Origin of the sequence: Clavibacter michiganensis subsp. insidiosus (genome assembly GCF_002240565.1) — a bacterium.
Lineage (GTDB): Bacteria > Actinomycetota > Actinomycetes > Actinomycetales > Microbacteriaceae > Clavibacter > Clavibacter insidiosus.
Genome location: NZ_MZMO01000001.1, coordinates 1,520,000 through 1,545,702, shown reverse-complemented (window position 1 = coordinate 1,545,702; position 25,703 = coordinate 1,520,000). Strand labels below are relative to the sequence as shown.

The following is a 25,703-nucleotide window of genomic DNA, read 5'->3' as shown; positions in this document are numbered from 1 at the left end:
CCGACGCCCCCGACCGGGGACGAGCGCCGCGGGGGCCGGCCCCGTAGGCTGGCCTCATCCATTTCCGGCACCGAGGGAGTTGCCGTGGAACAGCACACCATGCCCGCCGTCGTCGAGGCGAGACCCGACGACAACATCACCGACGTCCTGGTGCATCGCGTGAGGACGAGCCCGGACGCTCCGCTGTTCGCGCTGCCGGACGGGTCGGGCGGGTGGAGCGACGTCACGGCGTCCGAGTTCCACCGGCAGGTCGTCGCCCTCGCGAAGGGCCTCGTGGCCGCGGGGATCGAACCGGGCGAGCGCATCGGCATGATGTGCCGGACGCGCTACGAGTGGACGCTCGTGGACTTCGCGGTGTTCTTCGCCGGCGCCGTCCTCGTCCCCGTGTACGAGACCTCCTCCCCCGGCCAGGTGCACTGGAACATGCAGGACTCCGGCAGCGTCGCGATGATCCTCGAGTCCGCCGAGCACTTCTCGCGCTTCGACGAGGTCCACCCGGAGCTGCCCGCGGTCCGCCGCGTCTGGCAGATCGACCTCGGCGACCTGGACAAGCTCGCCGAGCAGGGCGTCGACGTGCCGGACGCCGAGATCGAGCGCCGCCGGAACATCGCGGTCGGCTCGGACATGGCGACCCTCATCTACACGTCGGGGACGACGGGCCGACCGAAGGGCTGCATCCTCACGCACGCGAACTTCGTGGAGCTCGCGCGGAACGCCGAGGTCGCGATGGAGGAGGTCGTGCGGGTCGGCGCGTCCACGCTCCTGTTCATCACGACGGCGCACGTGTTCGCGCGCTTCATCTCCATCCTCAACGTGCAGGCGGGCGTGAAGACCGGGCACCAGGCCGACACGACCCAGCTCCTGCCCGCGCTCGCGTCCTTCCAGCCGACGTTCCTTCTCGCGGTCCCGCGCGTCTTCGAGAAGGTCTACAACTCCTCGGAGCAGAAGGCCGAGGGCGCCGGCCGCGGGAAGGTCTTCCGGAAGGCCGCCGAGGTCGCGTACGCGCACTCGGTCGCCGTCGACGCCGGCTCCGTGCCGCTCGCGCTGAAGCTCCAGTACAAGCTCTTCGACGCGCTCGTGTACTCCAAGATCCGCCAGGCGATGGGCGGGCGCGTGCGCTTCGCGGTCAGCGGATCCGCGCCGCTCGGCCTCCGGCTCGGGCACTTCTACCGGTCGCTCGGCCTCACGATCCTCGAGGGCTACGGCCTCACCGAGACCACGGCGCCCGTGAGCGTGAACCTCGTGAAGGGCTTCCGCATCGGGACGGTGGGTCCGGCGATGCCGGGCGTCTCCACCCGCATCACCGACGAGGGCGAGATCCAGGTCAAGGGCGTCAACGTCTTCGACGGGTACTGGCAGGACGAGGAGGCGACCGCGGCCGTCTTCGACGACGGCTGGTTCCGCACGGGCGACCTCGGCAGCTACGACGCCGACGGCTACCTCACGATCACGGGCCGGAAGAAGGAGATCATCGTCACCGCCGGCGGCAAGAACGTCGCGCCGGCCGCGCTCGAGGACCCCATCCGCGCGAACCCGCTCGTCGGGCAGGTCGTGGTGGCGGGCGACCGACGGCCGTTCATCTCGGCGCTCATCACCCTGGATCCGGAGATGCTCAAGGTCTGGCTGGCCAACAACGGGCAGGACCCCGCCATGACGCTCGAGCAGGCGTCGCAGAACCCGGCGGTGCTCGCCGAGGTGCAGCGCGCGGTGGACGCGGCCAACGCGACGGTGTCGCGCGCGGAGTCCATCCGCAAGTTCGTCGTGCTGCCGGTGGAGCTCACGGAGGCGGCAGGCCACCTCACGCCGAAGCTCAGCATCAAGCGCCAGGTGGTGCTCGAGGCCTTCGCCGACGTGATCACCCGGATCTACGAGGCGGCGCCGACGACCGAGGGGCACTCGCTCGTCCACTGATCCCGGGCGTCGGCCCGCGCGAGCGCGCGGGCCGACGGCGCGGTCAGAACCAGTCGGACTCGCGCACCTGCTTCATGGCCTCGCGGCGGCGCTGCTTGTCGAGCCGGTCCAGGTACACCAGGCCGTCGAGGTGGTCGACCTCGTGCTGGAAGGCCTGCGCGAGCACGCCCGTGCCCTCGATGCGGACGGGCTTCCCGTCGAGGTCGAGCCCCGAGATGACGGCCTGGGGGTGGCGCATGGTGGGGAACCAGAGGCCCGGCACCGAGAGGCAGCCCTCGTCGACGAGGACGGCCTCGCCGCGCAGCTCCTCGATGACGGGGTTGAGGACGTAGCCGAACGCCGGCCCCACGTTGTAGCTGAAGGCGCGGAGGTTCACGCCGATCTGCGCGGCGGCCACCCCGGCGCGGCCATCGGGCCGCACGCTGTCGAGGAGGTCCTCGACCAGGGCGCGCACGCCCTCGTCGATCTCGTGGATCTCCGAGGAGACGGTCTTCAGCACCGGATCGCCGAACAGGCGGATCTGTCGTTCAGTCATTCTCTGCTTCCGTGGGTCCTCGATCGGCGGCGGGTCAGGATCGACCGGCCCCCGCGGGCGCCTCGCCCTGGCCATTCTCCCGTGCCCAGTCGGCCACCGCCGACTCAGCGGCGAGCAGCGCGTTCTCGACGATCTCCGTCACGGCCGGGTGCGGCCAGTACTGCGCGCGGGCGAGGCCCGTCACCGGGTGGCCGAGGCTCGCGGCCATGAGGAGCGGCTGGATCAGCGCCGCGGAGTCCGAGCCGATGATGTGCGCGCCGAGGAGCGTGCCGCCGTCGCGCGGATCCAGCACGAGCTTGCAGAACGAGGTCGTGTCCTCGAGCGCCCAGCCCCACGCGGTGGACGAGTACGGCTGCTCGATCGTGACGACGGGTCCGGCCGCGCGCGCCTCCGCCTCCGTGAGGCCGAACGAGCCGATCTGGGGGCGCGAGAAGACCGCCTGCGGCACGGGCCCGGGAGCTCCGCCGATCACGTCCTCCGGGTGCAGGAGGTTGTGCTGCACCACGCGGGCCTGGTGGTTGGCGACGTGCTTGAGCTGGTGGTCGGCGCTGATGTCGCCCAGCGCGAAGACGCCGGGGACCGGCTCGCCGCCCGCGAGCACGCGCTGCCGGTCGTCGACCACGATGCGGCCGTCGTCGTGCAGGTCGTAGCCCGCGTTCGCGACCGCGAGCGTGTCGGTGTTGGGGACGCGGCCGAGGGCGACCAGCACGGCCTCCGTCTCGACCAGGTGGCCGGAGGCGAGGCGCGACCGGAGCACGTCGCCGTCGCGCTCGATCTCCTCGACCTCGCAGTCGGTGATGACGTCCCACTGCGTGCGCGCGAGCGTCGTGAAGCGCGTCGAGACGTCCTCGTCGAGGTTGCCGAGCAGGTGCGCGGAGCGGGCGACCTGCGTCACGTGCACGCCGAGGTGGCTGAGCACGTGGGCGAACTCGGCCGCGACGTAGCCGCCGCCGACGATGAGGAGCGAGGCCGGCAGCTCGGCGATGCGCATGATCGAGTCGGAGTCGTGGATGTCCGGGTCGGGTGCGTAGACGGCCTGCAGCGGCCGCGGGCGGGAGCCGGCCGCGAGCACGATCCGGTCGGCGGTGATCCGCTGGCCGCTCGCCGACACGAGCACCCCGGGCGCCTCGAAGCCGACGCTCTCGCGCAGCAGCGTGACGTTCTCCGAGCCGCTCTCGCGCCACTCGCGGCCGCCCTCGCTGATGGCGTCGATGCGGCCGAAGACGCGTGCGCTGATCGCGGGCCAGTCCACGGCGTCCACCGACGCGCGGATGCCGAGCGCGGCGCCGTCGCGCGTCTCCGCCGCGACGTCCGCCACGTGCACGAGCATCTTCGTGGGGATGCAGCCCGCGTTGAGGCAGGTGCCGCCGAAGTGCTCGCCGTCGTCGACGAGCAGCACGCGCTGGTCGGCGAAGCGCTCGTCGACGATCGAGTTGCCGGATCCGGCCCCCACGATCACGAGGTCGTAGTGCTCGTCCTGCTGCGGGTCCTGCTGCGCGTCCGTCATGTGGTGGCTCTTCTCCTAGGGCTCGACGACCACGAGCAGGTCGCCCGCGTCGACCTGCTGGGTGGTGGGGACCGCGAGGCGCGCCACGCGGCCCGCGACGGGCGACGTGATGGCCGCCTCCATCTTCATCGCCTCGATGGACGCGACCGGCTGGCCGGCGGCGACGACCTGGCCCTCCTCGACCTTGAGCGTGACGACCCCGGAGAACGGCGCCGACACGTGGCCGGGCTTCGCCGGGTCCCCGCGCTCGGCTGCTGTCGTGGTGACGGCGATGCCGCGGTCGCGCACGAACACCGGGCGGAGCTGCCCGTTCATGACGACCATGACGGTGCGCATGCCCGACTCGTCGGCGTCGCCCACGGCCTCCAGGGCGATGAGGACCTCGACGCCCCGGCTGATCCGCACCGCGTGCTCCTGGCCCGGGCGGAGGCCGTGCAGGTAGTCGTCCGTGTCGAGCACGGAGAGGTCGCCGAACAGCTCCCGTATGGTCTCGAACTGCTCGGTCGGCTGCGGGAAGAGCAGGCGGTTGAGCGTGCGGCGTCGTTCGGCGCCCGGCAGCTCGAGCGCGGCGCGGTCCTCGGCGGACAGCGGCGTGACGCCGATCCGCACGTCCCGGCCCTGGAGCACGCGCGTGCGGAAGGGCTCCGGCCAGCCGCCGGGCAGGTCGCCGAGCTCGCCCGCCATGAAGCCGACCACCGAGTCGGGGATGTCGTAGTCCTGCGGGTTCCGCTCGAAGTCGGCCGGGTCGGCCTTCGCGGCGGCCAGCTGGAGGGCGAGGTCGCCGACCACCTTCGACGACGGCGTGACCTTGGGGATGCGGCCGAGGATCCGGTCGGCCGCGGCGTACATGTCCTCGATGAGCTCGAAGTCGTCGGCGAGGCCGAGGGCGATGGCCTGCTGCCGCAGGTTCGAGAGCTGGCCACCGGGGATCTCGTGCCGGTACACGCGCCCGGTCGGGCCGGCCAACCCGGACTCGAACGGCCGGTAGAGGCGGCGCACGGCCTCCCAGTACGGCTCGAGGTCGCTGACCGCGTCGAGCGAGAGGCCCGTGTCGCGCTCGGTGTCGGCGAGGGCCGCCACGAGCGCGGACGCCGACGGCTGGCTCGTCGTGCCCGACATGGGCGCGCTCGCGACGTCGACCGCGTCGGCCCCGGCGCGGCTCGCGGCCAGCAGGGTCGCGAGCTGGCCGCCCGCGGTGTCGTGCGTGTGCACGTGCACCGGCAGGTCGAAGTCGCGCCGCAGCGCGGTGACGAGGCGCTCGGCCGCGGCGGGGCGGAGGAGCCCGGCCATGTCCTTGATCGCGAGGATGTGCGCGCCAGCCGCCACGCTGCGCTCGGCGAGGCCGAGGTAGTAGTCGAGCGTGTAGAGGTCCTCGGCGGGATCCAGCAGGTTGCCCGTGTAGCAGAGGGCGACCTCGGCCACGGTGGTGCCGGTCGCGAGCACGGAGTCGATGGCGGGCCGCATCCGCTCGACGTCGTTGAGCGCGTCGAAGATGCGGAAGACGTCGACGCCGGTGGCCGCCGCCTCCTGCACGAACGCGTCCGTGACCTCGGTGGGGTACGGCGTGTAGCCGACGGTGTTGGCGCCGCGCAGCAGCATCTGGATCGCGACGTTCGGCAGCGCCTCGCGGAGCGACGCGAGCCGCTCCCACGGGTCCTCGCCGAGGAAGCGGAGCGCGACGTCGTAGGTGGCCCCGCCCCAGGCCTCGACGGAGAGGAGCTCGGGCGTCGTGCGCGCGACGTACGGGGCGACGGCCACGAGGTCGCGCGTGCGCACGCGCGTCGCGAGCAGCGACTGGTGCGCGTCGCGGAAGGTCGTCTCGGTGACGGCGAGGGCGGTCTGCGCGCGGAGGGCGTCGGCGAAGCCGCGCGGGCCGAGCTCGAGGAGCCGCTGGCGGGATCCCGCGGGCGCCGGCTGCCGGAGGTCGACGTCGGGCAGCTTGTCGGCGGGCCGGACCACCGCCGTGCGGGGACCGTTCGGCTGGTTGACGGTGACGTCGGCCAGCCAGTTGAGGATCTTCGTCCCGCGGTCCTTCGACACGTTGCTGCGCACGAGGCCCGGCCGCTCGTCGACGAAGGACGTGCTGATGTCGCCCGCCTGGAAGTCGGGGTCGTCGAGCACGCCCTGGAGGAACGGGATGTTCGTGGAGACGCCGCGGATCCGGAACTCGGCCAGGGCGCGCTTGGCCCGCGTGACCGCCGACGGGAAGTCGCGCCCGCGGCACGTGAGCTTCGCGAGCATCGAGTCGAAGTGGGGGCTGATCTGCGCGCCCGTCGCGACCGTGCCGCCGTCGATGCGGATCCCGCCGCCGCCCGGCGACCGGTACGTCGTGATCTTGCCCGTGTCCGGGCGGAAGCCCTGGGCGGGGTCCTCCGTCGTGATGCGGCACTGGAGCGCCGCGCCGCGCAGCACGATCGCGTCCTGGCGGAGGCCGAGCTCCGCGAGCGTCTCCCCCGCCGCGATGCGCATCTGCGACTGCACGAGGTCGACGTCGGTGACCTCCTCGGTCACGGTGTGCTCGACCTGGATGCGCGGGTTCATCTCGATGAAGACGTGCTGTCCCGCACGCGGCCCGTCGGTGTCCAGCAGGAACTCGACCGTCCCGGCGTTGACGTATCCGATGCTCCGGGCGAAGGCGATCGCGTGCGCGTGCATGGCGTCGCGGATCGCGGGATCCAGGTTCGGCGCCGGCGCGATCTCCACGACCTTCTGGTGCCGGCGCTGCACCGAGCAGTCGCGCTCGAAGAGGTGCACGGTCTCCCCCGCGGCGTCCGCGAGGACCTGCACCTCGATGTGCCGGGGCCGGAGCACGGCCTGCTCGAGGAACATGGTCGGATCGCCGAACGCGCTGTCCGCCTCGCGCATGGCGGCCCGGAGGGCGTCCTCGAGGTCCTCCGCCCGCTCGACGCGCCGCATGCCGCGGCCGCCGCCGCCCGCGACGGCCTTGGCGAAGATCGGGAAGCCGATGCCCGCGGCCTGCTCGAGCAGCAGGTCGACGTCGGTGGACGGCGGCGTCGACGCGAGGACCGGCACCCCGGCCGCGGTCGCGTGCTCCTTCGCCGTGACCTTGTTGCCCGTCATCTCGAGCACGCCGGCGTCGGGGCCGATGAAGACGATGCCGTTCGCCGCCGCGGCACGCGCGAGGTCGGGGTTCTCGGAGAGGAAGCCGTACCCCGGGTAGATCGCGTCGGCGCCCGACTCCTTCGCCACGCGGATGATCTCGTCGACGTCGAGGTAGGCCCGGACCGGGTGCCCCTCCTCGCCGATGAGGTACGCCTCGTCCGCCTTGAGGCGGTGCAGCGAGTGCCGGTCCTCGTGCGGGTAGACGGCCACCGTGCGGGCGCCCAGCTCGACGGCGGCCCGGAACGCGCGGATCGCGATCTCCCCGCGGTTGGCGACCAGGATCTTCTCGAACATGGCGGGGCCTCTCGTCGTATGGGGCTCGGGCACCCCCGCGTTTAGGTCTTCCCAGAGTATCGACGGTAGCCTCTCCCACGTGCATGTACTGAGCGTCAGCTCCCTCAAGGGGGGCGTGGGAAAGACCACAGTGACCCTGGGACTGGCGTCCGCCGCCTTCTCCCGCGGCTTGAGGACCCTCGTGGTCGACCTCGATCCGCAGGCCGACGTGTCCACGGGCATGGACATCCAGGTCGCCGGCCATCTCAACGTCGCCGACGTGCTCGCCTCCCCCAAGGAGAAGATCGTGCGCGCGGCCATCGCGCCCAGCGGCTGGACCAAGGGGCGCACCGGCACCATCGACGTCATGATCGGCAGCCCGTCCGCCATCAACTTCGACGGCCCGCACCCCAGCATCCGCGACATATGGAAGCTCGAGGAGGCCCTCGCGAACGTCGAGGCCGACTACGACCTCGTGCTCATCGACTGCGCGCCGTCCCTCAACGCCCTCACGCGCACCGCGTGGGCGGCCAGCGACCGCGTCACGGTCGTCACCGAGCCCGGCCTCTTCTCCGTCGCCGCCGCGGACCGCGCGCTGCGCGCCATCGAGGAGATCCGCCGCGGCCTCTCGCCGCGCCTGCAGCCCCTCGGCATCATCGTCAACCGCGCGCGCGTGCAGTCGCTGGAACACCAGTTCCGCATCAAGGAGCTGCGCGACATGTTCGGCCCGCTCGTCCTCAGCCCGCAGCTGCCCGAGCGCACGTCCCTCCAGCAGGCGCAGGGCGCCGCGAAGCCGCTGCACGTGTGGCCCGGCGAGAGCGCGCAGGAGATGTCGCGCAACTTCGACCAGCTGCTCGAGCGCATCATGCGCACGGCCAAGATCGGCGATTACGCGGAGAACGCCGCGCGCTGATCCGCTCGAAGACCCGTCGCCGCTCCTTCTCGAGGGGCGGCGTTCGTCGTCTCGGAGGCCGGGTCGGCCGGCCCGAGGGGGCGCTCGGGTCTAGGACGCCTTGACGGCGCGACGGGCGGCGAGCTCGTCGGTGGGATCCACGGTCTGCGTGTCGATCTCGACGAGGGAGTGCTCGACCTCGCGGAGGACCTTGCCGACGGCGATGCCGAAGACGCCCTGGCCGCGGCTCACGAGGTCGATGACCTCGTCGTTGCTGGTGCAGAGGTAGACGCTCGCGCCGTCGCTCATGAGCGTGGTCTGCGCGAGGTCGACGACGCCGGACTCGCGGAGCTGGTTCACGGCGGTGCGGATCTGCTGCAGGGAGATGCCGGTGTCGAGCAGGCGCTTGACGAGCTTGAGGACCAGGATGTCGCGGAACCCGTAGAGGCGCTGGGTGCCGGAGCCGGAGGCCCCGCGGACGGTGGGCTCGACGAGGCCGGTGCGGGCCCAGTAGTCGAGCTGGCGGTAGGTGATCCCCGCGGCGCGGGCGGCGACGGCGCCGCGGTAGCCCGCGCTCGCGTCCATCTCGGGGAGGCCGTCGGTGAAGAGCAGGCCGAGGTCGTAGCGCCCGGAGTCCGGGGTGGAGTCGCTCATCGTTCTGCCTTCCACCCCTCAGCGCTCGCCCCGGTGGGGTTCGCGCGCTGCTCGGGTCGGTTCGTCGGGATCGTGTTCTCACGGTAGCGGGGCCCGCGGGCCCGATCAACGACATCCGGCCGAAGCGCCCGGCGTGTCGCCCCGGCCCTCCGCGGCGCCCCCGTCGGGGGTGCGCATCGGCCGGTCCCGACGGGCCCCTCCGACGTGCGGACGGCCCCGTGCGGGCACGTCAGTCTACGGGCCGCACGCGTCGGCGCGAGCGCGACCTCAGGACGAGAGGCGGCCGAGCGCGACCTCAGGACGAGAGGCGGCCGAGCGCGGATCGGATGAGGCTTCCCCGCACGACCTCGAGCTGCGTGGCGATCTCGCGGGCCAGTTCCGCGGCGTGCGCGTGGCTGGACGCGTCGCGGCGGCGGGACACCGGCACCAGGGCCGACTCGATGAGGCTCAGCTCGCGCTCCGCGGCCTGGCGGAAGCCGCGCAGGTGCCGCGGCTCGATCCCGGTCCGCTGCAGCTCGACGAGCGCGCGCATCACCTGCACCGCCTCCTCGCCGTACACCTCCGCCGGCATGAGCACGCCGGCCGTGATGGCGTCGCCGAGGAGCGGGGCGGTGGCGCCGGACTCGCGCACGAGCTCCGCGCGGCTGTAGCGGCGCTCCTGGTCGAGCATGGAGACCGTCGGGACGGGCGTGCCGCCGGGGAGCGCGGGCGAGAGGCCGGCATCGAGGTCGTGCAGGTAGGAGCGGATGACCTTGAGCGGGAGGTAGTGGTCGCGCTGCATGCCGAGGACGGTGCGCAGGCGCTCGACGTCGGCGGGGCTGAACTTGCGGTAGCCGGACTCGGTGCGGGACGGCTGGACCAGCCCCTGCTCCTCGAGGAAGCGGAGCTTGCTGTTGGTGAGGTCGGGGAACTCCGGCGTGAGGCGCGCCAGCACCTGCCCGATGCTGAGGAGCCCGGGGGTGCGGGCTGGCGTCGACCGGGCGGCGGACGCCGGCACTACTCGGTCGTCCGGCCGACGAGGTCGGTGCGCGACGCGTAGAACGTGAGGCGGAACTTGCCGACCTGCACCTCCGCGCCGTCCTGGAGGAGCGCGGTGTCGATCCGCACGCCGTCGAAGTAGGTGCCGTTGAGCGAGCCGAGGTCCTTCACCTGGAACGACGTGCCCTGCCGGACGAACTCCGCGTGACGACGCGAGACGGTGACGTCGTCGAGGAAGATGTCGGCGTCGGGGTGGCGGCCGGCCACCGTCACGTCGGCGTCGAGGAGGAAGCGCGCGCCCTGGTTGGGACCACGGCAGACGACGAGGAGGGCGGATCCCGAGGGGAGGGCCGTGACGGCGTCCTTCTCCTCGGCGGAGACGGCGCCGTCGAGGCCCGCGACCGCCGCCCCGAGCTCATCGCGGAAGGTGGCCGTGGTGTCCGTGCTCGTGTACTGCTCGGGCACGCGCGTGGCGCCGTGACCCTCTTCGCGTCCATCCATGGTCGTACCTCCTGTGAGCTGACAGCGTAACGGATCGGACACGGCCGGGACCACGGTGGGCGGCACCCGGGCGTGGCCCCGTCCCGCGTCAGCGGGAGGCGGTGCGCGGCTCGTCGCCGCGCTCGCCCGTCCGCGTGACGTCGGCCTCGATGGCCTCCGCCGGGGCCTTCAGCTCGGCCTCGTGCTCGGTGCCCATGGTCTTCTCGTCGAAGGGGTCGCCGCCGCCGAGGACGAGGGCCACGCGGTCGGCGTCGATGCCGCGGGTCCAGGTGCCGATGAGGAGCGTCGCGACCGCGTTGCCGGTGAAGTTCGTGAGCGCGCGGGCCTCCGACATGAAGCGGTCGATGCCGACGATGAGGCCGACGCCGTCCACCAGGTCGGGCCGGTGGGACTGCAGCCCGCCCGCGAGGGTCGCGAGGCCGGCGCCCGTGACGCCCGCCGCGCCCTTCGACGCGATGATCATGAAGACGAGGAGCGACACCTGTTCGCCGAGGGCAAGCGGGCTGCCCAGCGCGCTCGCGATGAAGAGCGACGCCATCGTGAGGTAGATGGCCGTGCCGTCGAGGTTGAACGAGTAGCCCGTGGGCACGGTGATCCCGACGACGGGCTTGGACACGCCCACGTGCTCCATCTTCGCGATGAGGCGGGGCAGGGCGACCTCGGACGAGGACGTGGACACGATGAGGAGGTACTCGCGGCCGAGGTACCGCATCAGCTTGAAGATGCTGACGCGGGTGACGAACCAGAGGAGCGAGCCGAGGATCACTACGATGAACAGCGCGCAGGTGATGTAGAAGCCGATCATGAGGGTCGCGAGGCTGATGACCGCCTGGAACCCGGTGGCGCCGACGACCGCCGCGATGGCGCCGAACGCGCCGAGCGGGGCCACCCACATGACCATGCTGAGGATGCGGAACACGAGGATCTGGATGTTGCGGATCCCCTCGAGCACGGGCTCGCCGCGCTTCCCGAGCTGCTGCAGCGCGAAGCCGACGAGGAGCGCCACGAACAGCGTCTGCAGGATGCTGCCCGAGGTGAGCGACGAGAGCAGGGACGTGGGGATGATCGAGAGGAGGAAGTCGGTCTCGCCCGCCGCCTCCGTCGACCCCTCCGGCGCGCGCAGGCCGCTCAGGTCGAGGCCCTCGCCCGGGTGGATGAGGTTGCCGACCACGAGGCCGATCGCGAGCGCGAACGTCGACATGACGATGAAGTAGAGGAGCGCGAGGCCGCCGACGCGGCCCACCGTGGCGGCCTTCGCGACCGAGCCGACGCCGAGCACGATGGTGCAGAAGATGATGGGCGCGATCATCATCTTGATGAGGGCGACGAACGCGTCGCCGATGGGCTTCAGGGCCACGCCCGTCTCGGGGGCGACGAGGCCGACCGTGACGCCGAGGATCACCGCGATGATGACGGCGATGTAGAGGTAGTGCTGGCGGTCCAGGCGGCGGAGCGCGGCTATCGGGTTGGTCATGGGACGTCCTTGTCTCGTGAGCGGGCGCCCGCGCACGGGTGCGCAGGGCGGTCCTCGACAGGATGGCCCACGCGCGGGGGCGCCCCGGCGTTGTGTTCATAATGTTCCTGCCGGTGACGGCGCGGACGCGGGGGGCAGCATGGTCGGACGCGCGCTCGCCGAACCGCCCCGCCGCCCGCGGAACCGCCTCCGGGTCCTCCCCCGCGGGATCGCCGCACGGCTCCTGGTGGTGCAGCTCGCGGTCCTGCTGCTGGTCGCCGTCGTCGCGACGACGGCGCTCTGGGCCGACTCGCAGCAGCGCGCCGAGCAGGCGGCGGCCGACCGGAGCCTCGCCGTCGCGACGACCGTGGCCGACTCGCCGCGGGTCGCGGAGGGGCTCGCGTCCGCGGATCCCACGGGGGCGCTCCTCGGCTACTCGCTCGACGTGACGCGCGACACCGGCGTCGACTTCGTCACGATCATGGACCGCGACACCGTGCGGGTCACCCACCCGGACCCGGACGAGATCGGCCGCAGGTACCTCGGCACCACCGGGCCGCCGCTCGCCGGGCGGTCGATGACGGAGACGTTCACGGGGACGCTCGGGCCGAGCGTCCGCGCGGTGGTGCCGGTGCGGGACGCGGACGGCGGGATCGTCGGGCTGGTCGCGGCCGGCGTCACCGTCGACCGCGTCACCGAGGTGCTCGGTGCGCGCCTCCCGGGGCTCGTCGGCACGGTCGGGGCGCTCGCGCTCCTCGTCGCCGCCGGGGCCGTGCTCCTCAGCCGATCGCTCGAGCGGACGACATGGGGGGCTCGGACCCGAGGAGATGGCGCGCATGCTCGCGTACTACGAGTCGGTGCTGCACTCGGTCGGCGAGGGCATCGTGCTCGTCGACCGCGACCGCCGGCTGGTGCTCCACAACGACCAGGCGGCCGAGCTGCTCGACCTCGAGCTGGATCCCGCCACCGGGCCCGTCGAGGTGCGCGCGCTGGGGTTGCCGCCTGCGATCGAGCGGCTGCTCGTCGAGGGGACGACGGCCGACGAGGTCGTGCACCTGCCGAGCGGGCGCGTGCTCGTCGTGACGCAGCGGCCGGCGCTGCCCACGGGACGCACCGGGAGCGCCGCGCGGCTGGGGACGGTGACGACGCTGCGCGACCGGACGGAGATCCAGCGCCTGTCCGGCGAGCTCGCGACGCTGCGGACCCTCTCGGACGCCATGCGGGCGCAGACGCACGAGTTCGCGAACCGGCTGCACACGATCGTGTCGCTCATCGAGCTGGAGCGGCCGCGCGAGGCGCTCGCGCTCGCGGCCGCGGAGCTCGAGACGGACCGGCGGGCGTCGGAGGGCGGGTTGGCGGCCGACGCGGATCCCGTCGTGCGGGCGCTCGTGCGCGGCAAGACGGCGCAGGCGGCCGAGCGCGGCGTGCGGCTGTCCGTCCGCGTGGCCGACGGCACGGGCGACCCGGGCGTGCCCGCGACCGAGCTCGTGACGATCGTCGGGAACCTCGTCGACAACGCCATCGACGCGGCGGCCGACCCGTCGGTCGCGACGGCGCGCGGGGACGACCGCGGACGGGTGGAGCTGTCGCTGTCGCGCACGGACGCGGGCGGGCTCATCGTCGAGGTGGCGGACGACGGTCCGGGCGTGGATCCCGCGGTGCGGCCGCGCGTGCTGGAGTTCGGGGTCACGACCAAGGCGGGCGACGCGGGACCGCGCGGGGTGGGCCTCGCCCTCGTGGCGCGCTCGGCCGCGCGGCTGGGCGGACGGGTCGAGGTCGGCGACGCGGACGCTCCGCTGGGCGGGGCCCGCGTGCGGGTCGTCCTGCCCGCGGATCCGCGCGCCGCAGCCGCCGACGCCGACCGGGCCGACGCGCGCGACGACGGGGTGCGCGCGTGATCCGGGTGCTGGTCGTCGACGACGACGAGCTGACCGCCGAGGCCCACTCCCTGTACGTCGGCCGGCTCGACGGCTTCGAGGTCGCGGGCGTCGCGCACACGGGCGGTGAGGCGCTGAGGCTGGTGGCGGAGGCGGGGCCCGACGGGATCGACCTGGTGCTGCTCGACATGACGCTGCCCGACATGCACGGCCTCGAGATGTGCCGGCGGCTGCGGGCCGCCGGGCGCGCGACCGACGTCGTGGCCGTGACCGCGGTGCGGGACCAGGCCGTCGTGCGCAGCTCGGTGACCGCGGGCATCGTGCAGTACCTCATCAAGCCGTTCACGTTCGCGGCCTTCGCCGAGAAGATGGCGGCGTACGTCGGCTACCGCGAGGGGCTCGGCGCGGGCAGCGGGAGCACCACGCAGCTGCAGGTCGACCGGGCGCTCGCGGCGCTGCGCTCCCCCGCGTCCGACGCCCGGCTGCCCAAGGGCATGTCGGCGGAGACGCTCGACCTCGTGCGCGGGATCGCGCGGGGCGACGGGCCCGCCGACGCCGCCGCCGACGGCGTCTCGGCCGCCGAGGTGTCGGGCGCGCTCGACGTGTCGCGCGTGACCGCGCGCCGGTACCTCGAGTACCTCGCCGACGTGGGCCAGGTGGAGCGGGTGCCGCGCTACGGGACGCCCGGCCGGCCCGAGCTCGGGTACCGCTGGACGAGCGGACGCACCGTACGCGACAGGACGCGGTCGCGCGACCCCCGCAGCGGATCCTCCGCGACCCGTGACGATGTCGTCGCCCCGTGCGAGTCTCGGGACATGAGACGCACCATCCTCCCGCCGTACCTGCTGACCCGCCTCGCCGAGGCCGATCCCGACCGCCTGGCCGCCGCCCGCCAGGCGGCCCGCCGCGCCCTCCGCGACCAGGGGCCCCTCATCCACGACCGGCGTGGCCCGGGCGCCACGCCCGATGCGGCGGCGGTCGCCGAGCGGGACCCGTCGGGGATCCACCGCACCATCTCCGACGCCGGGAACCGCGAGGAGCTGCCGGGCCGCACGGTGCGCGTCGAGGGCGCGTCCGACACGGGCGACGCCCAGGTCGACGAGGCCTACGCGGGGCTCGGCGCGACCTACTCCCTCTTCTCCGAGGTCTACGGCCGGGAGTCGCTCGACGACCGCGGCCTGCCGCTGCTCGCAACCGTGCACTACGGCGAGGAGTACGACAACGCGTTCTGGGACGGCACGCGCATGGTCTTCGGCGACGGCGACGGCGAGGTGTTCGCGCCGTTCACGCGGTCGCTCACGGTCATCGGCCACGAGCTGACCCACGGGGTCACCGAGCTCACGCTCGGCCTCGTCTACCAGGGCCAGTCCGGCGCGCTCAACGAGTCGATCTCCGACGTCTTCGGCGTGCTCGTGGAGCAGCACGCCCTCGGGCAGACCGCGGCCGAGGCCACCTGGCTCGTCGGCGCGGAGCTGTTCCTCGACCGGTCGACCGGGCTCGCGCTCCGGTCGATGCGCGCCCCGGGCACGGCGTACGACGACGACGTGCTGGGGAAGGACCCGCAGCCCGGGCACATGGACGACTACGTGGAGACGGAGGAGGACAACGGCGGCGTGCACATCAACTCCGGGATCCCGAACCGGGCGTTCTTCCTCGCGGCCACGGCGATCGGGGGCGAGGCCTGGGACGGCGCGGGCCGCGTCTGGTACGACGTGATCGAGTCCGGGGCCGTGCGCGCCGACGCCGACCTCGCGGCCTTCGCCCGGGCCACGGTCGACGCCGCCACCGCGCGGTACGGTGAGGGCGCGTCCGAGGTCGCCGCGGTCCAGGCGGCGTGGGAGGGCGTCGGGATCGAGGTCTAGGTGGAGATCGCCGTGTCGCGCACAGGCGGGATGGCGGGCATGACCCGCACCTGGTCGGTGCGCGTGGACGACGGCGCGTCCGAGTGGGGCGAGCTCGTCGACGCCTGCCCCTGGGACGAGCCCGCCGTGCCCACTGCCGGCGCCGACCGCTTCGTCTACCTCGTGCGCGCGGGCGACCGCGAGGCGCGCCTCGGCGAGGCCGCGGTCGACGGCCCGTGGCGTCGGCTCGTCGACCGGGTGCGCGACGCGTCCCGTGAGAGCCTCGGAGGATGACGCCGCCTCCCCTCGACGACGACCGCTACGGACAGGACGTGCTCGCCCCCGGCTGGCGCGGCCCCGGGAAGAAGGCGCCGCGGCCGCAGGACGCGACGCGCGACCTCGTGGTCGAGGAGCTGTCGACCGGGTTCTGCGGCGCGATCGTCCGCGTCGAGTCCGGCATGGTCGTGCTCGAGGACTACAAGCGCAAGCAGCGCACGTTCCCGCTCGGCGGGTCCTTCCTCCTCGAGGGCGAGCCCGTGGCGCTCCGGGTGCCGCGCGCCGCGCCTGCCGGCCCGGCGCGCACCGCGTCCGGGTCGCTCGCCGTCGCGGACCGGCAGGCGCGCGTCGCGCTCCCCAGCCGGATCTTCGTGGAGGGCCGGCACGACGCCGAGCTCGTGGAGAAGGTCTGGGGCGAGGACCTCCGCATCGAGGGCGTCGTCGTCGAGTACCTGGAGGGCGTCGACCACCTCGACGAGGAGCTCGACCGCTTCCGGCCCGGCAAGGGCCGGCGCGTGGGCGTGCTCGTCGACCACCTCGTGAAGGGATCCAAGGAGAGCCGCATCGCCGAGGCCGTCGCCCGCGGGCCGCACCGCGCGCACGCGCTCGTCGTCGGCCACCCGTACGTCGACGTCTGGCAGTCCGTGAAGCCCGGGCGTCTCGGGCTCCGCGAGTGGCCCGTCATCCCGCGGAACGTCGAGTGGAAGCACGGCATCTGCGCTGCGCTCGGCTGGCCGCACGACGAGCAGGCGGACATCGCGCGCGCGTGGCAGCGGATCCTCGGCCGGGTGCGCTCGTACCAGGACCTCGAGCCCGCGCTCCTCGGCCGCGTGGAGCAGCTCATCGACTTCGTGACGGATCCCGCGGGACGCTAGCTGTACCCGGCCATGACGTTGGTGACACTTCGGGGCGTGTGAGGAGGCCTCCTGGCTTGATGGAGCTGTCTAGTTCTGCCACTGCCAGGAGGCCTCGATGTCCCACGCTAATGCTCGTCTGACGGTTCACGGGAGGGTTCTCCTCGTGCGGCGGGTGGTCGAGGATCGTCGGCCGGTCTCGCATGTCGCGCGCGAACTCGGTGTGTCGCGTCAGTGCGCGCATCGGTGGGTGAATCGGTTCCGGTCCGAGGGCTTCGAAGGCTTGTCGGACCGGTCCTCGAGGCCGAGACGGGTGCCGACGAGGACGAGCCCGGAACGAGAACGAGCCGTCGTGGAAGCGAGGACCCGATTGCGATCAGGTCCTGCCCGGTTGGCGCCGGTGACCGGTGTTCCAGCCCGCACGATCTCCCGCGTCCTGCGGCGGCACGGGGCACCGCCGTTGGCATGGTTGGACCCCGTCACCGGGGCCGTGATCCGGGCATCCCGGTCGACGGCAAACCGGTACGAGCATGAGCATCCCGGCGACCTGATCCACGTCGACGTGAAGAAGCTCGGCCGGATCCCGGACGGCGGCGGCTGGCGGGCGCATGGCCGCAGCGAACAGGTTCGTGGTCGTGGGATCGGGTTCGATTACGTCCACGCCGTGGTCGATGACCACACCCGCCTCGCCTACGCGGAGATCCACCCGGACGAGAAGGGCGTGACCGCGGCAGGGTTCCTGACCCGGGCCGCGGCGTACTTCGCCGAGCACGGCATCACCCGCATCGAACGGGTCCTGACGGACAACGCGTTCGCCTACCGGCACTCGGCCGCGTTCCAGAACGCGGTCACGCAGCTCGGTGCGAGGCAGAAGTTCATCCGCCCGCACTGCCCCTGGCAGAACGGCAAGGTCGAACGCTTCAACCGCACCCTCGCGACCGAGTGGGCCTACCGGCAACCCTTCACCAGCAACCAAGCCAGAACCGACGCCCTTGATCCGTGGATCCAGCACTACAACACTGAACGAATCCACTCGAGCCACGGGCTGACGCCCGCGGCCCGAGTGTCACCAACGTGATGACTCAGTACAGCTAGCGCCCGGCGGCGTGGCGTCGCGGGTCCGTGGCGCCGCGGGTCAGGCGGGCGCCGCCGCGGTGTCGCCGATCCGCACGCGCACCGGCAGCACGACGTCCGACGGCGCCCGGCCCGCGAGCAGCTCGCCGACCATGCGGCCGGCGCGCACCCCGCGGTCGTGCAGCGGCTGCTCCACCGTCGTGAGGCGGCGCTCGAGCCACGGCAGGTGCGCGCCGTCGAAGCCCGTGACCGTGACGTCCTCCGGGACGCGCAGCCCGCGGGAGGCGGCGGCGCGGATGGCGCTCGCGGCGAGCATGTCGTTCTGGGCGAGGATCGCCGTCGGCCGCGACGGCAGGTCGAGCAGCACGCCCGCGGCGCGCTCCCCCGCCTCCAGGTCGCGCCCGCCCGCCTCGACGCGCACGGCGTCGGGGAAGACGCTCCGCGCGGCGCGGAGCCGCTCGCGGATGGTGCGGTTGACGATCTCCTCGAGACCGCGACCCACGGGGATCACGGGGCCGGGCGGACCGTCCTCCTCGATCCGCGTGGTGCGCATCAGCACGGCGACGCGGCGGTGGCCGAGGGCGCGCACGTGGCGCGCGAGCTCGCCCATTCCGCGCGCGTCGTCGATGTCGACCACGGCGACGCCCTCCCCGTGCGGGCCCTCGACGCCGACCATGGGGATCCGGCGGGCGCGGAGGCCGGGCAGGAGCGCGTCCACCTCCTCGCCGCGCGTGAGGAACACCACGGCGTCGACGGGCATGCCCTCGAGCAGGGGCGCGGATCCCTCGCGCGGCTCCCGCCGGCCCGGCAGCAGCAGCTGGCCCACGTCGAGGTCGTCGAGCGCCTCGCTGAGGCCCGCCATGGTCGCGAGCGCGACCGGGTTCTGGAACGCCCGGCGGATGCTGCCCGCGACCACGACGCCCACGATGCCGGTGCGGCCGCTCTTCAGGGACCTGGCCGTGGGATCCGGCCCCGCGTAGCCGATGCTGGCCGCGGCGCGCAGGATGCGGGCGCGCGTGGCCGGCGTGATCGAGCCGGTGCTGCGGTACGCGAGCGACGCCGTGGAGGTGGAGACGCCCGCGAGCGCGGCCACGTCGGCCAGGGTCACGGAGGTGCGCGGCGAGTTCCTCCTCATGCCGCCACCCTATTCACGGCCCGCTCCCCGGCAGGCCCGTTCGCCCTCGGGGACCGGTATCGCCACGTCCCGTTCACGTCCGGGCAACCGGAGGACCGCACCATCGAAACGATGCGATCCGCATCGCTCCCCAGCAGAAGGACACCCGACCCGTGATCCCCCGCCGTTCCCTCCTCGCCCTCGCCGCCGCCGCGTCCGCCGCGGTCGCGCTCGCGGGCTGCGCTCCCACCACGAGCACGCAGGCCCAGGCCCAGAACCACGCCGTCACCGACGCATCGGGCACCGCCCGCGTCTTCATCTCCGGCGACACCAACGTCCAGGCCCTCTGGGACGACGGGATCATCCCCGCGTTCGAGAAGGCGAACCCCGGCGCCTCCGTCACCACGACGCTCGACCTGCACGGCGAGCACGACGCGCAGACCATGGCCACGCTCACGAGCTCGGTGCAGGGCGGATCCGACCCCGGCTACGACCTCATCGACGCGGGCTTCACGGCCGCGGCCGGCACCGGCGGGCTCCTCGCACCCGTCTCGGCCGACACGATCCCGAACCTCGCGACCGTGCCCGACGCGACCGTCCAGTCCGGCGGCGGCTTCGGGATCCCCTACCGCGCCTCGTCCGTGCTGCTCGCCTACGACTCCACGAAGGTGACCGACCCGCCGAAGACGCTCTCCGACCTGCTTTCGTGGATCCGGGCCAACCCCGGCCAGTTCGCCTACAACTCCCCCTCCACCGGCGGATCCGGCGCTGCCTTCGTCACGACCGTCCTCGACACCCACGTCGACGACGCCACGCGCGAGAAGATGACGACCGGCTACGACCAGTCGCTCGAGGGCGCGTGGGACGCGGGCTTCGACGAGCTCAAGGGCCTCAACTCCGCCATGTACCAGGGCGGCGTCTACCCCAACGGCAACAACCAGGTGCTCGACCTGCTCGGCACGGGCGCCATCGAGATGGCCCCCGTCTGGAGCGACCAGGTCATCACGGCCCAGAAGTCGGGCACGCTGCCCGCGACCGTGAAGTACGCGCAGATCTCCGACCCGGCCTTCACGGGCCACGCGTCCTTCCTCGGCATCCCGAAGACGGCTGAGCACGCGGACGTCGCGCAGAAGCTCGCCGACTACGTGCTCTCCGCCGAGGGCCAGGCCATCATCGCGAGCACCATCGCGGGCTACCCCGTCATCTCGCTCGACCAGGTGCCCGCGGACCTGAAGGACCAGTTCGCCTCGGCCGACCCGTCGACGCTCCGCCCCGGCTACTACAGCCAGATGGCGTCGGACATGTCGAACCTCTGGGACCAGAAGGTCCCCGGCCAGTGACGGCCGTCCGGACGGCGGCCCCCGCCGCCCGGGCCTCCCGCGCGCGGCGGGTCTCCCCGGAGACCCGCCGCGCCGGCGTCGGCCTGGCGCTCGCCCTCCCGCCCGCGCTCCTGCTCGCGTTCTTCGTCGGGATCCCCGTCGTGCTCGCCATCGGATTCAGCCTCGGCCACACGGGCGGGCTCAACAGCACGATCGCCACGATCGGCCTCGGCACGCGCACCGCCACCAGCTGGTGGGGCACGTTCGACGCGTACGTCGACGTGTTCACCGACCCGCGCTTCCTCCGCGACCTCGGCGTCACGGTGCTCGTGACGGTGGTCTCCACCGCGATCGTCATCGCCCTCTCGCTCGCGATCGCGCTCAACCTGCGGCTCCGCGGCGGCCGGCTCGCGTCGGTCTTCGCCGGGCTCGCGATCGTGCCCCTGTTCATCCCCGTCGTCATCGCGTCGTGGGCGATCCTCACCTTCTACTCGGGCGACGGCTTCGTGCGCACGGTGTTCGCGCTCGTCGGCCTCGAGGGGCCGACGTGGGGCTACACGACCGTGGCGGTGGTCATCGGATCCGTCTGGACGAGCCTGCCGTTCGCCACGCTCATGGCGACCTCCGGCGTCCAGGGCATCCCCGACGCCATGATCGAGGCCGCGCGCGACGCGGGCGCCTCGACGTGGGCCATCGTCACGCGGGTGCTCGTGCCGCTCGCCGCGATCCCGCTCGTCATCGCGACGACCTTCACCGCGATCGGCGTGCTCGGCTCCTTCACGGTGCCGTACTTCACCGGACCGAACGCGCCCAGCATGCTCGGCGTCGACATCTCGAAGTACTTCACGGGCTTCAACCACCCGCAGCAGTCGATCGTCATGGCCGTCGTGGTGTTCGTCCTCGCCTCCGGCATCGCGTTCCTCTACGTGCGGGCCAACTTCCGCTCCGCCAAGAAGGAGGGCCGGGTCTGATGCGCGCGCTCCTCTCCGCCCGCGGATGGATCCAGGCGGCCCTGTTCGTGGTCGTCGCGGTCTTCATCCTCGGCCCGCTGCTCTGGCTCGCGGCGCACGCGTTCGCGACGAGCTGGGACTACCCGAGCCTCGTGCCCGCCGGCCTCACGCTCGACTGGTGGCGCGTGGTCTTCGAGGACGCCGAGCTCGCCGCGGCCGTCCGCAACTCGCTGTACTTCGCGCCCATCACGGTGCTCGTCTCGGCGCTCGTCTGCCTGCCGGCCGCCTACGCGTTCTCGCGCTTCCGGTTCCCCGGCCGGCGGATCCTGCTGGTGGGCCTGTTCGCCACCAACGCGTTCCCCAAGATGGGGCTCTTCGTGTCGATGGCGTCGCTGTTCTACGGGCTGCACCTCATGAACACCATCACGGGCATCGTCATCGTGCAGCTCATCGGGACGGTCGTGTTCATGACCTGGATCCCGGCCGCCGCGTTCAGCGCCGTGCCGCGCTCCCTCGAGGAGGCCGCGCGCGACGCGGGCGCCGGGCGGGTGCGGACGTTCCTGCACGTGACCCTGCCGCTCGCGCTGCCCGGGATCCTCGTGGCCGTGCTCATGTCGTTCCTCGCCGCGTTCGACGAGGCGCAGGGCACGTACCTCGTGGGCGCCCCCGTCTACATGACGATGCCGACCGAGATGTACTCGCTCGTCCTCAACCACCCGAAGCAGGTCGCCGCCGTGTTCGCGATCCTCCTCTCCGTCCCCTCCGTCGCCCTCCTCCTGCTCGCCCGCCGCCACATCATGGGCGGGCGTCTGGCCGAGGGCTTCCAGATCCGTTAGGCCGGCCATGACCGCATCCGCACCCTCCCCCACCACCGACGCTCCCCCGCGCCAGCACGACGACGGCACCGCGACGGCCGTGCCGTCCGGCCTCGTCGTCGCCGGCCTCTCCAAGGACCTCGGCGGCCGCACCATCGTCGACGACCTCCACCTCGACGTCGCGCGCGGCGAGCTCGTCGCGCTGCTCGGCCCGTCGGGCTGCGGCAAGACCACGACGCTCCGCATGATCGCGGGCTTCCTCGAGCCCGACCGCGGATCCGTGGTCATCGGCGGCCTCGACGTCACCGCGTCCGGTCCCGACAAGCGGCCGAGCGCGATGGTGTTCCAGAACTACGCGCTCTGGCCGCACCTCACCGTGTTCAAGAACGTCGCCTTCCCGCTCACGCTGCGGAAGCTGCCCAAGGACGAGGTCGCGCGCCGGGTCATGGCCGCGCTCGAGACCGTGAACCTCGCGCACCACGCGCACTCGCGGCCCGCGCACATCTCCGGCGGCGAGCAGCAGCGCGCGGCGCTCGCCCGCGCGATCGTGCAGGAGCCCGACCTGCTGCTCCTCGACGAGCCGCTGTCGAACCTCGACGCGAAGCTGCGCGTGAAGGTGCGCGAGGAGATCCGCGACATCCAGCAGCGGCTGGGGATCACGACCGTGATGGTCACGCACGACCAGGACGAGGCGCTCGCCATCTCCGACCGCGTCGCCGTGATGCACCAGGGCCGCATCGAGCAGGTGTCGGCGCCGACGGAGCTGTACGCCCGGCCGCGGACCCTCGTGGTCGCGTCGTTCATCGGCAGCATGAACCTGCTGCCGGCGCCGCGCCTGCAGGGCACCACGCCCGAGACGCTCACGGCCGGCGCTCCTGCGGCCTTCGTCCCGACCTCGGCGGACGCGGACGTCTGGGCCGTGCGCCCCGAGGACGTGACCTACGCGCCGCGCGGCACGCGTCCGGAGCCCGACGCGACGTCCGTGGTCGTCCGCCGCGTTCTGCCGCACGGCCACTTCCAGGAGCTCGTGCTCGACGCGGGCGGCGTGGAGGTGCGCGCGCTCGTGACCGGATCCGCGCCCGCGGTCGGCGAGGCCGGCACCGTGACGCTCCGCGAGGTGCGGCACTACCGGGACGGGATCCTCGTGCCCGACCGGGCTCCCGCCGCCACCCCCGCCGCCCCCGCCGCGACGGACGACGCCCGATGACCGCCGCGACCGCCCACCGCGGCGACTCCTCCCGGCACCGCGAGAACACGCTCGCCGCCATCCGCTCGGCGGCCGAGGTCGGCGCGCGGACGGTCGAGGTCGACGTCCACGTCACGCGCGACGGCCGGGTCGTCCTCCTCCACGACGACACGCTCGACCGCCTCTGGGGCGTCGACGCGCGGGTCTCCGACCTCGACCTCGCCGACGTGCGGGCGCTCGGCGGCGGCGAGCTGCGGATCCCGCTCCTCGCCGAGGCGCTCGAGCTCCTCGCGGGCGCGGACGTCGAGCTCGTGATCGACATGGCGTCCGGGGATCCGGCCGCCGCCGCCCACGCGGTCGTCGCGGCCGCGCCGCGCACGCCGCGGGTCGCGTGGTGCGGGCACCTCGACGGCATGCGCGCGATCCGCGAGCTCGACCCGGCCGCCGTGATCTGGCTGCCGTGGGCCGACCCCCAGCCGCCCACCGCGGACGACCTCGCGGAGCTCCGGCCCGCCGTCGTCAACCTGCCGCACCTCGTCGTGGGCCGCGCGCTCGTGGACGCCGTGCACGCGCACGGCGCCCGGGTGGCGGCGTGGACCGTCGACGAGCCCGCGCAGATGGAGTGGCTGGCGTCGATCGGGGTCGACGCGATCACGACCAACCGGCTGGCGACGCTCCTCGACGTGCTCGCGCGCCGGGCGGCGGATCCCGCGGCCGCCGACGCCCGGGCGACCGCGCCCGCCGCCGAGCGCACCCGGGCCCGCGCCGCGGCCCGCGACCTCGCCGCGCGCGCGATCGACCACATCCGGTCGCACGCGGTGGGCGCGGTCACGACGAAGGCCAACCCCGCCGACCACGTGACGGAGATCGACCGGGCCGTCGAGCGCGACGTGCGCGCGGTCGTCGGCGCCCAGTTCCCGCACCACGTGCTCGTCGGCGAGGAGTACGGCGGCGAGGCCGTGCGCGGCCGTCCGTGCTGGTACCTCGACCCGGTCGACGGCACCGCGAACCTCGCCAACGGCGTGCCCTGGACGAGCTTCTCGCTCGCCCTCGTGGTCGACGGCGCTCCCGTGGTGGGCGTCGTGGCGGATCCCTGGCGCGGCACGGTCGTCGAGGCCGCGGAGGGCGAGGGGGCCCGGTCCGCCGGCGCGCGCCTCGACCTGACGGCCGCGCCCGGCGGCGTGCACGCGCCCGACGCGGATCCGCTCCGCGGCCGGATGGTGAGCACCGAGCTCGCGGGCCACGCGCCCTGGCCGGGGATGCTCCCGCTGCTCGACGCGCTCGCCGCGCGGTATTGCACGATGCGGATCATGGGATCCGGCACGCTCACGGTCGCGGGCGTCGCGCTCGGGCACGGCGTGGGCGCGGTGATCGGCTCATTCGGGCCGGTCGACCACCTCGCGGCGACGCTCATCGTGCGCGAGGCCGGCGGCGTGGTGCTCGACGCGGACGGCGAGGACACGCTCTTCCCGGCGTCGGGCGGCGTGCTCGCGGCCCGCGACCGGCCGACCGCCCTGGCCCTGCACGCGCTCTGGCGCGCGGGGATCGTCGAGGCGGCGTCGGCCGCCCTCGCGTCCGGCCCGACGGCCGAGCCGGCTCCGGCCGCCTAGCCCGCGTCGCGGTCCGCGCGCGCGTCGAGCAGCGCGCGGACCCGGCCGGGCCCGACGACCCGGGCGCCGAGCGCCTCGACCCGCGCGACGAGCCCGCGGTCCGCCGTGACCACCACGACCTCGCGGCCGTCGTCCCGCGCGGCGCCGACGACGCGCACGATCTCGCCGTCGCCGTCCGCCGCGGCCTCGACCACCGCGACGCCGGGTGCGCGCAGCACGGGCGACGCGGGATCCGCGACGGGCGCCGCCGGCAGCGATGCGTCCCGCGCGTGCCCCTCCACGACGGCCACCACGTCCGGCCACCTCACGTCGCCCGGCAGCCCGAGGTCGGCGGCGGGGAGGCCGTCGCGCGCCAGCCCGTCGAGCTCGACGAGGAGATTGGTGGTGGATCCGGCGCGGTCGCGCCACCAGCCGTCCGGCCGGGAGCCGAGCAGGTTCGCGGTGTCGACGACCAGCGTCACCTCGCGCGCGAGCTCGCCGCGCAGCATCGGCCAGGCCCGGCCGAACCCGGGATGCAGCTCGCGGCCGTCGACCTCGTCGACCGGCACCCAGCGCAGCTCGATGCTCTCGGCGTCCGCGACGCGCGGCTCGAACGGGCAGAGGACGCGGGCGGTGACGGTCGTGTAGCTCCAGAAGCCGAGGTCGAGCACGGTCGCCAGCACGGGCCGGATCCCCGCGGGCGGCACCCCCGCCTCCTCGGCCGCCTCGCGCGCGGCGCCGTCGACCGCGGACTCGCCCGCGTGCCGGGCGCCGCCGGGCAGTCCCCACGTGCCGCCGTGGTGGCTCCACGCGACGCGGTGCTGGAGGAGGACGCCGCGATCCGGGTCGTGCACGAGCAGGCCGGCCGCGCCGAACGCGCCCCAGAACCGCTGGCCGTCGGGGCCCTCCACCCACGCGTCTCCGCTGTCGCGCTGCGCCCCGCGCGGGGGCTCGGGCGGGCGCTCGGCGGTCATGGATCCA

21 protein-coding genes and 2 pseudogenes are annotated in these 25,703 nt (G+C 73.6%); 14 read left to right on the top strand and 9 right to left on the bottom strand.

What is annotated here, in order from left to right:
* The first annotated feature begins 84 nt into the window (after positions 1-84).
* Positions 85-1,911 carry an AMP-dependent synthetase/ligase gene (locus tag B5P21_RS07555; protein WP_045528288.1) on the top strand — a complete coding sequence of 609 codons (1,827 nt, stop codon included), beginning with the start codon at positions 85-87 and terminating at the stop codon, positions 1,909-1,911.
* 43 nt (positions 1,912-1,954) lie between these two features.
* Here the strand turns inward: B5P21_RS07555 and B5P21_RS07550 are convergent, their stop codons facing one another.
* Genes B5P21_RS07550 through B5P21_RS07540 form a run of 3 tightly spaced genes read right to left on the bottom strand, consistent with a single transcriptional unit; the run spans position 1,955 to position 7,370 of the window.
* A complete protein-coding gene (locus B5P21_RS07550) occupies positions 1,955-2,446 on the bottom strand; it encodes a peptide deformylase (RefSeq protein WP_045528290.1) in 492 nt (163 codons plus the stop codon).
* A gap of 34 nt (positions 2,447-2,480) precedes the next feature.
* Complete coding sequence (locus B5P21_RS07545) at positions 2,481-3,953, bottom strand: mycothione reductase (protein WP_045528291.1); 1,473 nt, start codon at positions 3,951-3,953, stop codon at positions 2,481-2,483.
* 15 nt (positions 3,954-3,968) lie between these two features.
* On the bottom strand, positions 3,969-7,370 hold the full coding sequence (locus B5P21_RS07540) for a pyruvate carboxylase (protein WP_094170995.1): 3,402 nt from the start codon (positions 7,368-7,370) through the stop codon (positions 3,969-3,971).
* Positions 7,371-7,449: 79 nt separating this feature from the next.
* On the opposite strand from B5P21_RS07540, the gene B5P21_RS07535 reads away from it, so the two are divergent.
* Positions 7,450-8,262, top strand: a complete 813-nt coding sequence (locus B5P21_RS07535) for a ParA family protein (RefSeq protein WP_094170994.1) — start codon at positions 7,450-7,452, stop codon at positions 8,260-8,262.
* 90 nt (positions 8,263-8,352) lie between these two features.
* Here the strand turns inward: B5P21_RS07535 and B5P21_RS07530 are convergent, their stop codons facing one another.
* The 4 genes from B5P21_RS07530 to B5P21_RS07515 form a co-directional block, all read right to left on the bottom strand.
* On the bottom strand, positions 8,353-8,895 hold the full coding sequence (locus tag B5P21_RS07530) for a MerR family transcriptional regulator (protein ID WP_012038569.1): 543 nt from the start codon (positions 8,893-8,895) through the stop codon (positions 8,353-8,355).
* A gap of 295 nt (positions 8,896-9,190) precedes the next feature.
* A complete protein-coding gene (gene ftsR, locus B5P21_RS07525) occupies positions 9,191-9,892 on the bottom strand; it encodes a transcriptional regulator FtsR (protein ID WP_094170993.1) in 702 nt (233 codons plus the stop codon).
* Positions 9,892-10,374: an FHA domain-containing protein gene (locus tag B5P21_RS07520; protein WP_094170992.1), complete on the bottom strand. Its 483-nt coding sequence runs from the start codon at positions 10,372-10,374 to the stop codon at positions 9,892-9,894. Before B5P21_RS07520 ends, ftsR begins: the two co-directional genes overlap by 1 nt.
* A gap of 88 nt (positions 10,375-10,462) precedes the next feature.
* On the bottom strand, positions 10,463-11,848 hold the full coding sequence (locus tag B5P21_RS07515; RefSeq protein ID WP_045528297.1) for a cation:dicarboxylate symporter family transporter: 1,386 nt from the start codon (positions 11,846-11,848) through the stop codon (positions 10,463-10,465).
* On the opposite strand from B5P21_RS07515, the pseudogene B5P21_RS17265 reads away from it, so the two are divergent.
* The 7 genes and pseudogenes from B5P21_RS17265 to B5P21_RS07485 form a co-directional block, all read left to right on the top strand.
* Positions 11,847-12,479: pseudogene (locus B5P21_RS17265) on the top strand (hypothetical protein); the annotation flags it as partial. The gene B5P21_RS07515 and the pseudogene B5P21_RS17265 sit on opposite strands and share 2 nt — an antisense overlap.
* 184 nt (positions 12,480-12,663) lie before the next feature.
* On the top strand, positions 12,664-13,725 hold the full coding sequence (locus tag B5P21_RS17260; RefSeq protein ID WP_246865259.1) for a sensor histidine kinase: 1,062 nt from the start codon (positions 12,664-12,666) through the stop codon (positions 13,723-13,725).
* Positions 13,722-14,423, top strand: a pseudogene (locus B5P21_RS07505) (response regulator); the annotation flags it as partial. The gene B5P21_RS17260 and the pseudogene B5P21_RS07505, both read left to right, overlap by 4 nt.
* 96 nt (positions 14,424-14,519) lie before the next feature.
* The gene (locus B5P21_RS07500) at positions 14,520-15,566 is read left to right on the top strand and encodes a M4 family metallopeptidase (protein ID WP_045530369.1); all 1,047 of its coding nucleotides are present in this window, start codon (positions 14,520-14,522) and stop codon (positions 15,564-15,566) included.
* Complete coding sequence (locus B5P21_RS07495; RefSeq protein ID WP_045528298.1) at positions 15,567-15,839, top strand: protealysin inhibitor emfourin; 273 nt, start codon at positions 15,567-15,569, stop codon at positions 15,837-15,839.
* Positions 15,836-16,696: a DUF3097 domain-containing protein gene (locus B5P21_RS07490; RefSeq protein WP_045528299.1), complete on the top strand. Its 861-nt coding sequence runs from the start codon at positions 15,836-15,838 to the stop codon at positions 16,694-16,696. Before B5P21_RS07495 ends, B5P21_RS07490 begins: the two co-directional genes overlap by 4 nt.
* A gap of 97 nt (positions 16,697-16,793) precedes the next feature.
* Positions 16,794-17,753 carry an IS481-like element IS1122 family transposase gene (locus tag B5P21_RS07485; protein ID WP_045527534.1) on the top strand — a complete coding sequence of 320 codons (960 nt, stop codon included), beginning with the start codon at positions 16,794-16,796 and terminating at the stop codon, positions 17,751-17,753.
* 57 nt (positions 17,754-17,810) lie between these two features.
* Here B5P21_RS07485 and B5P21_RS07480 read toward each other — a convergent pair whose 3' ends face one another.
* Positions 17,811-18,884, bottom strand: coding sequence for a LacI family DNA-binding transcriptional regulator (locus B5P21_RS07480; RefSeq protein ID WP_045528300.1), 1,074 nt, complete (start codon positions 18,882-18,884; stop codon positions 17,811-17,813).
* 152 nt (positions 18,885-19,036) lie between these two features.
* Between B5P21_RS07480 and B5P21_RS07475 the strand changes: the two genes are divergently transcribed.
* From B5P21_RS07475 to B5P21_RS07455, 5 genes are read left to right on the top strand one after another with little or no spacing between them, the layout of a single operon-like run.
* Entirely contained in the window at positions 19,037-20,203 is a 1,167-nt protein-coding gene (locus B5P21_RS07475) for an extracellular solute-binding protein (protein WP_094170991.1), read from the top strand.
* Positions 20,200-21,153: an ABC transporter permease gene (locus B5P21_RS07470; RefSeq protein ID WP_045528302.1), complete on the top strand. Its 954-nt coding sequence runs from the start codon at positions 20,200-20,202 to the stop codon at positions 21,151-21,153. The genes B5P21_RS07475 and B5P21_RS07470 overlap by 4 nt, the downstream gene beginning before the upstream one ends.
* Entirely contained in the window at positions 21,153-21,968 is an 816-nt protein-coding gene (locus tag B5P21_RS07465; RefSeq protein WP_045528304.1) for an ABC transporter permease, read from the top strand. Before B5P21_RS07470 ends, B5P21_RS07465 begins: the two co-directional genes overlap by 1 nt.
* 7 nt (positions 21,969-21,975) lie before the next feature.
* On the top strand, positions 21,976-23,154 hold the full coding sequence (locus B5P21_RS07460) for an ABC transporter ATP-binding protein (RefSeq protein WP_052663208.1): 1,179 nt from the start codon (positions 21,976-21,978) through the stop codon (positions 23,152-23,154).
* A complete protein-coding gene (locus B5P21_RS07455; protein WP_094170990.1) occupies positions 23,151-24,743 on the top strand; it encodes an inositol monophosphatase family protein in 1,593 nt (530 codons plus the stop codon). The genes B5P21_RS07460 and B5P21_RS07455 overlap by 4 nt, the downstream gene beginning before the upstream one ends.
* Here the strand turns inward: B5P21_RS07455 and B5P21_RS07450 are convergent.
* Complete coding sequence (locus tag B5P21_RS07450; RefSeq protein ID WP_045528307.1) at positions 24,740-25,696, bottom strand: NUDIX domain-containing protein; 957 nt, start codon at positions 25,694-25,696, stop codon at positions 24,740-24,742. The genes B5P21_RS07455 and B5P21_RS07450 overlap by 4 nt on opposite strands.
* Between the last annotated feature and the right edge of the window lie 7 nt (positions 25,697-25,703).